We start from the raw sequence: 14,523 nt of genomic DNA, 5'->3' as shown, positions 1-14,523 counted from the left end.
GATTCAGTGACCTAACGAGGCATCGACGGCCGGCGGCACGATACGAATCGGCATCTCGGCCTGGGACTGGCGCTTGAGTTCCGCCTGGCGGCGGCCGGTGGCGGATTGCAGCGCGCAATCCTCGTCGGACTTGGCGTTGAAGCGCACGGCTTCTTCTTCCCACACGGCATCGAGGGCGGCGGGCGTATCGTCGCGGGCTTCCTTGCTGACGGCCTCGGCATGCGCATCGATGGCGGTATCGGCACCGATCATGGCCAGCAGGGCGGCGGGTACCAGCGCATAGTCCGATTCCCGCTCGCGCAGGCGGGCGGCAAGCAGTCCCAGGATGTGGGCGATATCGCTCAACTGCTGGGCAATGTCGGCCTCGTCGCGGGTCGACAGGTACTCGAGAAATACCGGCAGGTAGTCCGGTAGCTCGCGGGCGCTGAGCTCGAAGCCAGCCTGGCGGTACTGCTCGAGCAGGTCGACCATGGCCTGGCCGCGGTCGCGGGACTCGCCGTGGACGTGCTCGAAGAGCAACAGCGAGGTGGCGCGACCCTTGTCGAACAGCGCCACGTAGTCGGCCTGCAGGTCGAGCAGGTCGGTGCTGGCGATGCGTCCAATCCAGCCATGCAGCGCGGCGCGCTGCGGGTGGCTCAGGTGGGCCTCGTTGGCGACGATGGCCTGCATGTCAGCGGCAGCCTGCTGCAACTCCGCGCTGGGATAGTCGAGCAGGCGGGCAAGGACGATCAGACTACGCATTGGATTCTTCCTCCGGCGCGGGGCGTTTCGGCTGGGCCGGCTTTGGGGTGTAGTGGCTGACCACATCGGCCTGGGCAAGCGATGAGGCGTGTTCGTGTTCATGTTGATGGGCCGGCTTGATCAGCGTGGTGGTGTGCTTGCGCGCGCCGAACAGGCTGGCGTCGCTGTCGCCGCCATGGCAGCCGTTGCCGAACGAGAAGCCGCAGCCGCCGCGCTCGGGGAAGGCCTCGCGGGCCTGCTCGCGATGGCTGGTGGGTATCACGAAGCGATCTTCGTAGTTGGCGATGGCCAGGTAGCGGTACATCTCTTCGACCTGCGCCTCGCTCAGACCCACGGCGTCGAGGACATCATTGGCCTGGCGGCCATCGACCTGCTGGGCGCGCTTGTACAGGCGCATTGCCATCAGGCGCTTGAGTGCCAGTACCACGGGTTCTTCTTCTCCGGCGGTGAGCAGGTTGGCCAGGTAGCGCACCGGGATGCGCAGCGACTCGATGTCGGGCAACACGCCGTCGCTTTCGATGTGGCCGGCCTCGGCGGCGGACTGGATCGGCGAGAGCGGCGGCACGTACCACACCATGGGCAGGGTGCGATATTCCGGGTGCAGCGGCAGGGCCAGGCCCCAGTCCATGGCCAGCTTGTAGACCGGCGAGGCCTGGGCGGCCTTGATCACGTTCTCGGGGATACCGTCGCGCTTGGCCTGGGCGATGACTTCAGGATCGAAGGGATCGAGGAAGATGTCGCGCTGGCGATGATACAGGTCACGCTCGTCGGGAGACGATGCCACTTCCTGGATACGATCGGCGTCGTAGAGCATCACGCCCAGATAGCGGATACGGCCCACGCAGGTCTCGGAGCAGATCGTCGGCATGCCGGACTCGATGCGCGGATAGCAGAAGATGCACTTCTCGGATTTGCCGGTCTTCCAGTTGTAGTAGATCTTCTTGTACGGGCAGCCCGAAATGCACATGCGCCAGCCGCGGCACTTGTCCTGATCGATCAGCACGATACCGTCTTCCTCGCGCTTGTAGATCGCGCCGCTCGGGCACGACGCCACGCACGTCGGGTTGAGGCAGTGCTCGCACAGGCGCGGCAGGTACATCATGAAGGTGTTCTCGAACTGGCCGTAGATATCGGCCTGGACCTTCTCGAAGTTGGCATCCTTACGGCGCTTGGCGAATTCGGTACCCAGGATCTCTTCCCAGTTGGGGCCCCATTCGATCTTGTTCATGCGTTGGCCAGTAATGGCACTACGCGGGCGTGCCACCGGCTGGTGCTGGCCTTCGCCGGCCTTGTGCAGGTGCTGGTAGTCGAAGTCGAACGGTTCGTAGTAGTCGTCGATCTCGGGCAGGTCGGGGTTGGCGAACAGCTTGGCGAGCACGCGGTAACGTCCGCCGATGCGTGGCTGGATCGAGCCATTCTTGTTGCGCAGCCAGCCACCCTTCCATTTCTTCTGGTTCTCCCACTCCTTGGGATAGCCGACACCAGGCTTGGTCTCGACGTTGTTGAACCAGGCGTACTCGACGCCTTCGCGGCTGGTCCAGACGTTCTTGCAGGTCACCGAGCAGGTGTGGCAGCCGATACACTTGTCGAGGTTGAGGACCATGCCCACCTGTGAGCGAATTTTCATATCACGGTCTCCGCAGTCGTTGTCTCTTCAACCAGTCGGCAGCGGTGCATCAGGGCCGGGCGTCTCCGCCGGATCGGGCCGCTGCACGATGTCTCCCTGGACCCGTTGAAGCGTCGTTTCGGAGGTCACTTTGGGCCTTCCGGCGGGTGAGGTTGTTGACTCGAATCAAGTCGTCAGGCCCGTCTTCTGGCGTCGGGAGGCCGCGTACTCCCTTGGGGGTAGTCGGCTGCGTTTCTGCAACGCTTTGCTTTTCAAGCGGTTTTATCGGCGGCCTATGCCTTAGGGGGTAGCTGGTAAATCCACGGGGTTCATTGGGGGTAGGGGCGACCCGCGTAGCGGGCTTGAGTAGCGTAATAGCGGGACAACAACGAAAAGAGCCGGCGGGCGCCGGCTCTGGGGAGTGTCGAGACAGGGGCGGATCAGCACGGCGCCTCGGCGTTCTTGCGCGCGTAGTACCACCAGGTCATCACGATGCAGGTGACATAGAAGGCCACGAAGGTCAGCAGGGCGCCTTCGACGCTGCCGGTCAGGGCGATCGACGTGCCGTAGCTCTTGGGAATGAAGAAGCCCCCGTAGCCACCGATGGCCGAGGTGAAGCCGAGCACCGCGCCGGCTTCCTTGGCAGCCTGCTTGGAGGCCTGCTCGCGAGCCTGGGGGTCGTCACCGGCCTCGCGCTGGTGCTGGGTCATGAAGATCACCGGGATCATGCGGAACGTGGAGCCGTTGCCGATACCGGACAGCGCGAACAGCACCATGAACATGGCCAGGAATCCCCAGAAGTTGCCGGCACTCTCGGCGCTGGGCAGGAAGGAGATCACCCCGAACACCGCCAGGGACATGCCGGCGAACGTCCACAGCGTGACCTTGGCGCCGCCCAGCTTGTCGGAGAGCCAACCGCCGACCGGGCGCAGCAGGGCGCCGACCAACGGGCCGAGGAAGGCGTACTGCATGGCGTTGGCGTCGGGGAACTGGTTGGAGATCAGCATCGGAAAGCCGGCAGAGAAGCCGATGAACGAGCCGAAGGTACCCACATAGAGCCAGCACATCAGCCAGTTGTGCTTGCGCTTGAAGATGATCGCCTGCTCGCGGAACGAGGCCTTGGCGTCAGCGATGTCGTTCATGCCGAACCAGGCGGCGACGGCGGTGAGCAGGATGAACGGCACCCAGATGAAGCCGGCGTTCTGCAGCCAGATCGGCTGTGACGTGCCGTCCTTGGTCATCGTCAACGGCTCGCCGCCCAGGGCGCCGAACACGCCGGCAGTGATCACCAGTGGCACCACAAACTGCACCACCGACACGCCCAGGTTGCCCAGGCCGGCGTTCAAGCCCAGCGCGGTGCCCTTCTCGTCCTTGGGAAAGAAGTAGTTGATGTTGGCCATGCTGGAGGCGAAGTTGCCGCCACCGAAGCCGCACAGGATCGCCAGTACCACCATGATCCAGTAGGGCGTGTCGGGCGTCTGGGTGGCGAAGCCGATGCCCAGGGCCGGGATCGCCAGCGAGAAGGTCGAAATCGCCGTCCAGCGCCGGCCACCGAAGATCGGTACCATGAACGAGTAGAAGATGCGCAGCGTGGCCCCCGACAGGCCGGGCAGCGAGGCGAGCAGGAACAGCTCGTTGGTGGAATAGGTGAAGCCGACGCGGGGCAGGTTGACCACCACCACGCTCCACACCATCCACACCACGAACGACAGCAGCAGGGCGGGAATCGAGATCCACAGGTTGCGCTTGGCAATGGGCTTGCCGATGGACGACCAGAAGCCCTTGTCCTCCGGCCGCCAGTCGACCAGGACCGGCCCCGTTCTGGAGCCTGCGCCGATGGGATGAGAAACGCTCATGACAATATCCTCCGGAGCCGTTTAACGGTCAGTGATGGGAGCAGGCACGCTGTCCTTGCCGGCCTCAATGCCGGAGACGGAGCGTGTGAAGTAGTCGCTGCGGCGCACTTCGGCGAAGTACATCCACAGCAGGGAGACGCAGGTGACGCCGTAAAGCAGCATGAAGATGCTGCTGTTGATGCCGGTGACGTCGAGGAGCACACCGAACAGCACTGGCAGCAGGAAACCGCCCAGGCCACCGAACAGGCCGACGATGCCGGATACCACGCCGATGTCGTTGGGGAAGTCGTTGGCGATGTACTTGAACACCGAGGCCTTGCCGAAGCCCCAGGCGATGCCCACCACGAACAGCAGTGCCGTGAAGGCCCATACGTTGAGACCCAGGGCGAATTCGGCAGTACCGTCGACGGTCTGTACGGTCATGTCGGTTCTGGGATAGGAAAGCAGGAACAGGCAGATCCAGGCGGTCCACATCACCCACCAGGTCACTGAATGTGCACCGAAGCGGTCGGAGAGCCAGCCGCCGAGGGCGCGGATCACGCCGGAAGGCAGGATGAACACCGTGGCGATCAACGCGGCGGTCTGGATCGACAGGCCGTACTCGCTGATGTAGTACTTGGTCAGCCATAGCGACAGCGCTACGTAGCCACCGAAGACGATCGAGTAGTACTGGCAGTAGCGCCACACGCGGGCATCCTTGAGCGGGGCTAGCTGCTGCTTCAGCGACACGTTGGCGCTCAACTGATGCGATTTGTCGGTAAAGGTGAACAGCCAGAAGACCACGGCCATGACCAGCATGGCGACGGCATAGACGCGCGGCACCATCTGCCAGCCGAAGGCGACCACCAGGCTCGGCGCGACGAACTTGGTGATCGCCGCACCGGCATTACCGGCACCGAAGATGCCCATGGCCAGGCCTTGGCGTGCCTTGCTGAACCAGCGCGCGGTGTAGGCGATGCCTACCGCGAACGAGCCGCCGGCCAGGCCGACGAAGAGCCCCAGCACCAGAAAGTGCCAGTAGGCGGTGGCTTCCGAGATCAGCCAGATCGGCACCACGGTGCTCAACAGCAGCACGGTGAAGACAAGGCGGCCGCCGTAACGATCGGTGAGCATGCCCAGCGGCAGCCGGCTCAGCGCGCCGGTGAGTACGGGCGTCGAGGCCAGCAGGCCGAACTGGGTTTCCGTCAGGCCCAGCTCCGCCTTGATGGGAATGCCGATAATGGCGAACATCACCCACACCGCGAAACACAGTGTGAATGCCGTGGTGCTCAGGGTGAGCACGGAGAGTTGCTTGTAGTGTTGGCTGGCCATCGCGAGCCCTCCCGGTGGATCATCGAGGCCACCATAGGCACGACGCGCGCGACCCTTGTTGACTCGAGTCAAGATGGCCTGCGGGATGGACAAGGTAGGCTAGGCCGGCTACTCCTTAAGAGGTAGTCAGGCTTTTTCTTTCAACCCGTTGTTTTATCTGTTCTTTATGGAGTGACGGGGCTGCATCGACACCCGCTGGCATCACAGCGAGGCATTGGTGGTAGTCCCGCCCGGAGTGCATATGCCCCAGTCCCTGACCCGCTCGCTGATCTTCCGGGCCGGCCTTGCCATGGCGGGGATCGTCCTGCTTGCCCTGACCAGCATGCTCGGCTCGATCATGATCGCCGAGACCGCCAGCGGCGACGCCGCGGCCATCAACAAGGCCGGGGCGCTGCGCATGCAGGCCTACCGCCTGCTGAGCACACGGTTGCAGGTGCCGGTGGATGACGATGTGCTGCGCCAGCAAATCGAGCTGTTCGACACTAGCCTGAATGGCTCGGCCATTGCCTCGCTGATTCCCGACGATCCGCAGCACCCCCTGACGGACCGCTACGCCAGCGTGACCGAGACGTGGCAGGGCATGCTGCGCCCGGCGCTGCTCACCGCCGAGGCGCGCCCGCCTCAGGCGCTGGCCGCTCAGGTCGTCAAGTTCGTCAGCGAAGTGGATAACCTGGTCGGCCAGTTGCAGCGCGAGGCCGAGTCGCGCATACAGATGCTGCGCCTGTTTCAGGGCATCGTGCTGTTCTTGACCCTGGTGCTGGTCTTCGTGGCCATGTACAAGCTGCTCAACGACGTGATGCCGCCGCTGCGCGATCTGTTCCACGTGGTCAACCGGGTACGCCACGGCGACTTCGACGGACGCGTCGACTATGCGGGCAACGATGAGCTGGGTCTGATCTCGCGCACCATCAACCAGATGAACGAAAGCCTGTCGCAGATGTACGCGGAGCTCGAGCAGCGGGTCGAGGCCAAGACCTCGGAACTCAAGCGCAGCAATGAAGCGTTGCGCCTGCTCTACCAGACGGCGCGGCGCCTCAATGGGTCGGCCCCCGGCAGCGAGGATTTCCGTGACGTGCTCGAGCACTTGGAACAGGTGACCGATCTGGGGCCAATCACCTTGTGCCTGGCGCAGGGCGAGGCCGAACGCGCCTATCAGCGCATTTCCACCCAGCTCGGCGATCGCCCCGATTTCTGTGTGGCACCGGATTGCGGCCCTTGCCTGAGCGGCGAGCGGGTGCCACCGCGGGTCCGTCCGGTGGTGGTCAGCGAGTCCGACCATCGCTATGGCGTGCTCTTGCTGCAGTACCCGGCGGGTCAGCCGCCGCTGCGCTGGCAACTGGACCTGGTCGAGACCGTGGCGGGCCTGATTGCCACCAATCTGTCGCTGGCCCAGAACAACGACGAGCAGCGTCGCCTGGCGCTGATGGACGAGCGCGCGGTGATCGCCCGCGAACTGCACGATTCGCTGGCCCAGTCGCTGTCCTACCTGAAAATTCAGGTGGCGCGACTGCAGAAGCTCATTCATCAGGAGCGTCCCCAGGCCGAGCAAGAAGCGGTCATCGACGAGCTGCGCGAAGGACTGAACTCGGCCTATCGCCAGTTGCGCGAACTGCTCAATACCTTCCGCCTCAAGATGACCGAGCCCGGGCTCGAGGCGGCGCTCAACGAGACGGTGCGCGAATTCGCCCAGCGTGGCGAGCTGAAGATCCTGCTCGACTATGAGTTGCGCCACTGCCCGCTGACGCCCAATGAAGAGATCCACGTGCTGCAGATCGTGCGCGAAGCACTGTCCAACGTGGTTCACCATGCCCGGGCCGAGAATTGCGATATTCACTTGCAGACTACCGATGCCGGTCAGGTCAAGGTCTGTATCCGTGATGACGGGGTGGGGCTGCCCGAGCAGCATGCGCGGCCGAACCACTACGGCACCACCATCATGCACGAGCGGGCCGCCGGGCTGGGCGGTACGTTCACCATGCGCAATCGCGCCGAGGGCGGGACCGAGGTCGTGCTGTGCTTCACCCCGCAGGTCACCGCCGGCAGCGAATCGATCACCCTACTGGGAGGGACCTGATGAGCGAGACCCGACTGCTGATCGTCGACGACCATCCATTGTTCCGGCGCGGCGTACGCCAACTGGTCGAGATGGACCCGGACATGGTCATCGCCGGCGAGGCGGCCAACGGTGCCGAGGCTGTCGAGGCGGCCGGCATGTTAGACCTCGACCTGATCCTGATGGATCTGAACATGGCCAGGATGGATGGCCTGGAGGCGTTGCGCCAGATGCGCAGCAATGGCATCGACACCCGCATCGTAATGCTCACGGTCTCGGATGCCGATGACGATGTGGTCGCCGCGCTGCGTGCGGGCGCCGACGGCTACCTGCTCAAGGACATGGAGCCCGAAGACCTGCTGGATCGCATCAAGGAGGCCGCCGAAGGCAAGCTGGTGATCAGCCCGCAGCTTGCCGCGATCCTCGCCGGCATCGTCAGCGGTGGCCGTGCCGCCCCCGCCGATGCCCTGTCATCGCTCACCTCTCGCGAGCTGGACATCCTGCGTGCGCTGGCACGCGGCATGAGCAACAAGATGATTGCGAAGCGTCTCGACATCACCGAGGGTACGGTGAAGGTCCACGTCAAGAACCTGCTCAAGAAGCTCAGCCTGCGCTCGCGGGTCGAGGCGGCAGTGTGGGCAGTCAACCAGGGCGTCTCGTAGACGAGACTTGGCTCAGCCGTAGCCTAGTCGTCGAGCTTGCTCAGTGCCGAGTCCTTGTGCATGGCGATGTGATCCGTCTTGTCGCTCTGGACCTCGTACTGCGGCTCGTCCTCGCTGGCACGGCGGGGGTGTCCCTTGTACTCGGTATCGCGGGTGTGCACGCGGATGACACGCCCGGTGACATGCCCCACTTCCGAGTTCCAGCGCACGTGATCGCCGACCTTGAAACGTCTTGCCATGTTGGGCCTCTCTGGCATGGATTCACGAAATATTGGTTACCAGCATAGCCCCTGCCGGGTTACTGGATGTCGACCGCGTTGCCTTGACGGTCGAAGGCCAGGAAGTTGCCGATGCTGCCCATCTGCAATGCCTCGACCATGTGCTGCAGGGGCCCTTCGGCCTCCTCGCTGGTTGGTGGGGTCACGCCGTCGCCGGCCAGTGCGGCGACAAACACGATGTCCCACTCCACGCCGGTGCGGCGGGATTCTTTTACCAGCGATGACATGTCGCTGAGCTCATCGAGTGTCTTGTCGACGCACAGCGCCGGAGTCAGTACGCCGCCTTCCCCTCGCTCGAAGCGCTCGCGCTGCTGGGCGTCGGGATGATCGGGCAACTCGGCCTTGGCGAAGACGAACAACAGACGCTGCGGGTCGGGTTGGCGGTGAGCTTCGGCGAGCAGGTCGGTGTAGTTGGCAATGGCCATGAGGATTCCTCGCGACACGGTGACTATGACGGGCGCGCCCGAACTCCGTCCTGGCAGGCAGGGTTCGGGCGGCGCTGGCAGGCACTGTGCGGACTTTGCCGCAATGCGGTGTTGATTCAAGTCAAGCGTACAACCCGACGTGCCGTACCCAAGACTTGGCGTTCCGCCTGGCCGGATGCCTCAGGGCCAGGCGGGGCGGGAATCTGAGACTATTCCGGCTCGGTGATGTCCTCGATCCAGGTCAATGCCGCCACGGCATTCTGGAAGCCAAGGGTGGGAATCGAGAGCAGGGCTACCTGCTTGAGTTCCTCGGCGCTGAGCGATTCCGACAGGGCGCGGCGGGTGTGCGAATGTACCGCCCCCTCGGAGCGTGCGCCGATCGCCAGGGCGAGCTTGACCAAGCGAATCGTGCGCTTGTCCAGCGGGCCGGCCTCGGCACAGGCCTTGCCCAGCGCGGCGTAGGCCTTCCAGACGTCGGGATAGTGCTGGGCCACGTCACCGGCGCCGGAGGGTAACTGCTGGTCATCCATGGGTAGGTTCCTTGTCGTTGGTCGTCGTGATGACATCATGCATTGCAAGTACAGCGTAGCGTCCAATGCTGACCAAGCGAAAACCCGGGCGGCACATGACTGCAGTCAAGACGGCTCGATTCTTCGACGTATGCTGCATAGCAAAACGCTGTTTTAGGCGTAAGCTATGCAACAACTCCTCCCGCTTGCCGTCCCGAGGCGGCGCCAGGGAGAGACCGGTGCAATGCCGGTAGAGCAGCGGCCACTGACGTCACGCAAAAGATTGCAGAGACCCGTTCTTCCGCCGATAGCTACCGGTAACAAGATTCCTTCGCTACCTAGCCGGCCCTGCCACCATCATGGACATACTCAACCTCATCTTCCTGCTTACCCTGGCCGTTGGCGCCAGTCGCATTCTCGCCAACCTCATTCCGCTTCCCTTGCCCATTCTGCAGATCCTGCTGGGCAGCCTGCTGGCCCTGCCGCCGTTCGGCATGGAAGTCGAGCTGGACCCCGAGATCTTCATGATGCTGTTCATCCCGCCGCTGCTGTTCTATGACGGTTGGAAGATTCCCAAAAAGGAGTTTACCGAGCACGGCGGCCAGATTGCCGCCATGTCGCTGCTGCTGGTGCTGATCACGGTGGTGGCGGTGGGTTACTTCATCCACTGGCTGATTCCATCGATCCCCCTGGCCGCGAGCTTCGCGCTGGCGGCGATACTGTCGCCCACCGACGCGCTGTCGGTGATCGCGATTGCCCAGGGCCGCCTGCCGCGGCACATGTCGCACCAGCTGGAAGGCGAGGCGATGATGAACGATGCCACCGGCCTGGTCTCGTTCAAGATTGCCATCGCTGCCGTCATTACCGGCAGTTTCTCGCTGCTGTCGGTGTCGGGCGAATTCGTGGTGGTGGCGCTGGGCGGGCTGGTGATCGGCGGTGGCCTGAGCTGGACGGTCGGCAAGATCAAGCAATGGATGACCGCGCGCAACCTCTACGACCCGGCGACCTACGTGGTCACTATCCTGTTGCTGCCGTTCGCGGCATTCTTCCTCGCCGAACATGCCGGGATGTCGGGCATCCTCTCGGCCGTGGCCGCCGGCATGGTGCAGAGTCGCGTCGACATGCTGCCGGTGAAGACCAGCACGCGCATACTCAGTCGCAGTCTGTGGGAAATGCTCGACTTCAGCTTCAATGGCGTGGTGTTCCTGCTGCTTGGCCTGCAGTTTCCACGCATCATCGAGCGAGTGTGGGAGGCCTCCGGCACCCAGGGCCACAATATGCCAACGCTGGTGTTGTATGCCGTGGTGATCATGGCCGTGCTGTTGGCTATCCGTTTCGCCTTCATCTACGCCTACCACTGGACCGAGACACGCCTGCTCAAGCTGCGTGGCAAGGGCGGGCAGAGCCAGCCGCTGCTGTTGATCACTGCGCTGAGTTCGGTGGCGGGGGTGCGTGGCGCCATCACCCTGGCGGGTATCCTGTCAGTGCCGCTGTTCATCGACGGTGTCCCTTTCCCCGGTCGCGACCTGATGATCTTCCTGTCCGCGGCGGTGATCATCCTGTCGCTGCTGGTCGGTGCGCTGGGCATTCCCTACTTCATGAAGTTCCTGTCGCTCAACGACCTGGAAGAGCATGAGCAGGAACTGCTCAAGGCGCGCCAGGCCGCCACCCAGGCAGCCGTCATGTGGCTGGAAGAGTGGGCCAGTCAGCATGCCGAGGATGATGCCGAGATGAAGCATTCTGTCACCGCCCGCATCATCGAGTCCTATCGTCAGGAATTGCAGGCGATGGCGCTGGAACGGGACAACCAGGCCGAGCATGCGAGCAAGCGCTATGCGCTGGAAACCGACCTGCGCCTGCAGGCTATCCAGGTCCAGCGCAAGGAACTCTACCGGTTGCGCAAGCGTCGCCACATCGACGAGCAGATGCTGCAAACGTTGATCCGCGAGCTGGACTACGACGAAGCGGCGCTGCAGTGAGCGTTTGAGTGTGACACGAGCGAGCCACGCCGGCAGGCGTGGCTTTCTTTATTACGGCGCAAATCATGAGCGTGATGCCGGATGCGTTATCCTTGGGCGTTCCTGTCATTCGAACCGCAAGGAGGCGTCGCCCGATCCATGGCCGATCTACTCTGGTACCAGTACGTTCTCATCGGTCTGATCTTCGCCTGGAGCGGATTCGTGCGCACCAGTCTGGGATTCGGCGGGGCGGTGCTGGCGCTGCCGTTCCTGCTGCTGGTGCTGAACGAGCCGCTGGTGTTCCTGCCGATCATTGCCGTTCACCTGCTGATCTTTTCCAGCTGGATCGCCTGGCGCGGGCACCGTCAGGCACAGGCCGCAGGCGGTGCGAGCGAGCCGGGGCAGGGCAACATCGACTGGCATTACCTGGGCAAGGCGCTGAAGATCATGATCGTGCCCAAGCTGATCGGGGTGGTGGGGCTGCTCAGCCTGCCCGCCGAGCTAATGACCAAGATCATCTTCGGCATCGTCATCGTCTATGCCCTGGGCTATGCGCTGAACAAGCCTTTCAGGAGCAAGAACACCTACGTCGATTACGTGCTGCTGATCCTGGGCGGCTATGTCAGCGGCACGTCACTGATCGGCGCGCCGCTGATCGTGGCGGTATTCGCCAACCACGTCGCCAAGCACCAGCTGCGCGATACGCTGTTCGTGCTGTGGTTCATCCTGGTGGTGATCAAGATGGTGTCGTTCCTGATCGCCGGCATCGACCTGCAGTTGATCCATCATCTCTGGCTGCTGCCGTGCGCGTTCGCAGGTCACCTGCTGGGGGAGCGGGTGCATCGTTACATGGTGGCTGCCGATTCGCAGGTCTTCTTCCGTGTGCTGGGCGTGGTGCTGATCGTAATCAGCGTGGTTGGGCTATTGTCGTAGCCCTCTGGACCGGGATGTTGCCTGTTGCCAGCCAATGGAAAAAAACGCCCCGCGTAAGCGGGGCTGCAGTGGCACTCGAGTAGACGGGACGAATCTCAGAACGCTGTCCACTCTTCCGTGGCTTTCTTTACCGGCCTGGCCGTTTCGCGGCGAGCTGCACCGGGCAGGGCCGGCATGGCAGGCGTGCTTGCCTGTGGTTGGCTCGGGGAGGCCTGCACCAGGCCCTTTTCGGTGGGTTCATTGACCTTGAAGGTGGCGATAAGCCCCGCCAGCCGTTGTGCCTGCTCTTCCAGAGACTCGGCAGCGGCACTGGCTTGCTCGACCAGCGACGCGTTCTGCTGCGTTACCGAATCCATCTGGGTAATGGCGACATTGATCTGCTCGATGCCGCCATTCTGCTCCCGCGTTGCCGTGGCGACTTCCGAGATAAGCAGCGACACCTGGCGGATGGCCTCGACCGTCTCGCGCATGATCTTGCCGCTGCGCTCTGCCTGCTTGGCGCCTGCCGTGATCTGCAGGGTCGTTGCCTCGATCATGGTGCGGATCTCCTTGGCCGATGCCGCACTTCGGCTGGCCAGCGAGCGGACCTCGTTGGCCACGACCGCAAATCCGCGTCCCTGTTCGCCGGCACGGGCGGCTTCGACCGAGGCGTTAAGGGCCAGGATATTGGTCTGAAAGGCAATGGAGTCGATCACGCCAATGATGGCGTTGACTTTCTGCGAATTATCGGCGATTTCGCGCATGAGTTGGGCCGTCTGTTCGACTTCCTGGCCGCCGGCTTGAGCGGATCGGGAGGCATTGGCCGATAGCTCGTCCGCGGTCATCGTCGATTCGGTGTTCTGCCGAACGGTCGAGGCCATTTCTTCCATGCTGGACGCCGTTTCCTGCAGTGCACTGGCCTGTTCCTCCGTCCGTGAGGAAAGGTCCTGGCTGCCCTGTGCCATTTCCTTGGCGCCGACGGAGACGCTCTCGCCGGCATGGCGCAGTGACATGACGAGCCGGGTCAGCGAGCGGCTCATGGTGTCCATGGCGGTGAGCAGCTCACTGATTTCATCCTGGCCCGATACGGTGATCTTCTGGCGCAAGTCGCCATTGGCAACCTGTTGAGCGGCCTGCAGGGCACGTCTCAGCGGACGGACAATACTCTTGGTGATGACGTAGGCCAGGGTCAGTGAGACCACCAGTGCCAAGGCCGCAAAGCCCAGCAGGCCCGCCAGGGAATAACGGTAGTCGACATCAATGACTGCATTGGAATTGGCGATGTCCGCCATGGCCAGGCTCTCAATGGCGTTGGCGTTCTCCTCGAGACGGTAGATGGCGGCCTTGTGATCTCCCAACGCCTGGTTGGCCTGGCTGGTGTCAGCGATCTTGCCCGCCGCGATATCTTTCATCACGGCCTGATAGCCGGCGGCATAGTCCTCCAAGGCATCGACCGCTTCGGTGTAGAGCCCGCGCAGATCATCGGTCGTTGCCATGGCCTGTCCGGCCTGCAGTACCTGATCGAGTTTTTCACGGGTGTTGAGCCATTTTTCCTGATAGGCGCGGACTTTCTCGGCATTGTCGATATTGATGAAGCTGTCCTTCTCGTAGCGCCGTTCTTCGAGGGCCAGTCGCTGAACCTCCGAGGCGTTGAGCGCCAGCGAGACATCCGTTTCCAGTACGTGGTGAGCAATATTCCTGACGGTCGATAGACCGAGCCAGCCAGCGCTCAGCGAGCCCAGCAGCAATAACGTGATGATGCCAAAGGCGGCGCCAAGCCGCGTGCCTATCTTGAAGCGAGACAGCATGATGCCCCTCCTGCAACCAGCCAGTGATGTGAATAACTGGTTATCGGCGGAACCTGGCCAGGCTTAAGCGCCGGGGCTTGACTGCTCATCCTGGTCAGTCTGCTGGGATTGCTCCAGAGCCCCGCCTGAACCCAGGCAGGGTGGACGCACCACAATGGTTGATCGAGGTCATGGGGCGGCTCCCCGCGACAGACTACCTTGCAATCACAATCATGTGTTTCGAGGAGGTGGCCGATGAACATGCGTCAGCAAACCTTGGCATGGAGCCTGGCCCTGGGCTTGGGGCTTCTGGCCAGCAGTGCCGTTACAGCTCATGGGCCGATGAGTGGGCAGGGGGATATGAGGCCATACATGCATGGCGGCATGGGCCCCGGCATGATGGGCGGTCAGGGCGGCATGGGTCC

The 14,523-nt window shown here is 63.2% G+C and carries 12 protein-coding genes; 4 read left to right on the top strand and 8 right to left on the bottom strand.

Translation table 11 applies throughout. The annotated features are described in order from the left end of the window. Positions 1 to 3: 3 nt before the first annotated feature. The 4 genes from narJ to BM194_RS14150 form a co-directional block, all read right to left on the bottom strand. Positions 4 to 741: a nitrate reductase molybdenum cofactor assembly chaperone gene (gene narJ, locus BM194_RS14165; RefSeq protein WP_092847931.1), complete on the bottom strand. Its 738-nt coding sequence runs from the start codon at positions 739 to 741 to the stop codon at positions 4 to 6. Continuing rightward, on the bottom strand, positions 734 to 2,368 hold the full coding sequence (gene narH, locus BM194_RS14160; protein WP_092847928.1) for a nitrate reductase subunit beta: 1,635 nt from the start codon (positions 2,366 to 2,368) through the stop codon (positions 734 to 736). Before narH ends, narJ begins: the two co-directional genes overlap by 8 nt. Positions 2,369 to 2,787: 419 nt before the next feature. Then, positions 2,788 to 4,203 carry a NarK family nitrate/nitrite MFS transporter gene (locus BM194_RS14155; RefSeq protein WP_092847925.1) on the bottom strand — a complete coding sequence of 472 codons (1,416 nt, stop codon included), beginning with the start codon at positions 4,201 to 4,203 and terminating at the stop codon, positions 2,788 to 2,790. Between the two features lie 21 nt (positions 4,204 to 4,224). Further along, on the bottom strand, positions 4,225 to 5,514 hold the full coding sequence (locus BM194_RS14150; protein WP_244890976.1) for an MFS transporter: 1,290 nt from the start codon (positions 5,512 to 5,514) through the stop codon (positions 4,225 to 4,227). A gap of 241 nt (positions 5,515 to 5,755) precedes the next feature. Here BM194_RS14150 and BM194_RS14145 point away from each other — a divergent pair, with 241 nt between their 5' ends. Both BM194_RS14145 and narL read left to right on the top strand, forming a co-directional pair. Then, positions 5,756 to 7,588: a histidine kinase gene (locus BM194_RS14145; protein ID WP_092847922.1), complete on the top strand. Its 1,833-nt coding sequence runs from the start codon at positions 5,756 to 5,758 to the stop codon at positions 7,586 to 7,588. Then, positions 7,588 to 8,229 (top strand): two-component system response regulator NarL, encoded by a 642-nt coding sequence (gene narL, locus BM194_RS14140; RefSeq protein WP_092847919.1) that lies wholly within the window; start codon positions 7,588 to 7,590, stop codon positions 8,227 to 8,229. Before BM194_RS14145 ends, narL begins: the two co-directional genes overlap by 1 nt. A gap of 23 nt (positions 8,230 to 8,252) precedes the next feature. Here the strand turns inward: narL and BM194_RS14135 are convergent, their stop codons facing one another. The 3 genes from BM194_RS14135 to BM194_RS14125 form a co-directional block, all read right to left on the bottom strand. Further along, positions 8,253 to 8,468, bottom strand: a complete 216-nt coding sequence (locus BM194_RS14135) for a hypervirulence associated TUDOR domain-containing protein (protein WP_092847916.1) — start codon at positions 8,466 to 8,468, stop codon at positions 8,253 to 8,255. A 59-nt stretch (positions 8,469 to 8,527) separates the two neighbouring features. Next, a complete protein-coding gene (locus BM194_RS14130) occupies positions 8,528 to 8,932 on the bottom strand; it encodes a ribonucleotide reductase subunit alpha (RefSeq protein ID WP_092847914.1) in 405 nt (134 codons plus the stop codon). A 209-nt stretch (positions 8,933 to 9,141) separates the two neighbouring features. Next, entirely contained in the window at positions 9,142 to 9,462 is a 321-nt protein-coding gene (locus tag BM194_RS14125; RefSeq protein ID WP_092847912.1) for a carboxymuconolactone decarboxylase family protein, read from the bottom strand. 338 nt (positions 9,463 to 9,800) lie between these two features. On the opposite strand from BM194_RS14125, the gene BM194_RS14120 reads away from it, so the two are divergent. Beyond that, entirely contained in the window at positions 9,801 to 11,420 is a 1,620-nt protein-coding gene (locus BM194_RS14120; RefSeq protein ID WP_092847909.1) for a Na+/H+ antiporter, read from the top strand. 138 nt (positions 11,421 to 11,558) lie between these two features. Further along, the gene (locus tag BM194_RS14115) at positions 11,559 to 12,332 is read left to right on the top strand and encodes a TSUP family transporter (protein WP_092847907.1); all 774 of its coding nucleotides are present in this window, start codon (positions 11,559 to 11,561) and stop codon (positions 12,330 to 12,332) included. A gap of 95 nt (positions 12,333 to 12,427) precedes the next feature. Here the strand turns inward: BM194_RS14115 and BM194_RS14110 are convergent, their stop codons facing one another. Then, entirely contained in the window at positions 12,428 to 14,119 is a 1,692-nt protein-coding gene (locus BM194_RS14110; protein ID WP_092847905.1) for a methyl-accepting chemotaxis protein, read from the bottom strand. Positions 14,120 to 14,523: the final 404 nt, after the last annotated feature.

It is taken from the genome of Modicisalibacter xianhensis (genome assembly GCF_900113605.1).
In the GTDB taxonomy this organism is placed as follows: Bacteria; Pseudomonadota; Gammaproteobacteria; order Pseudomonadales; family Halomonadaceae; genus Modicisalibacter; species Modicisalibacter xianhensis.
The sequence above is the reverse complement of the archived record's forward strand: the minus strand, read 5'-3'. Positions and strand labels throughout refer to the sequence as shown.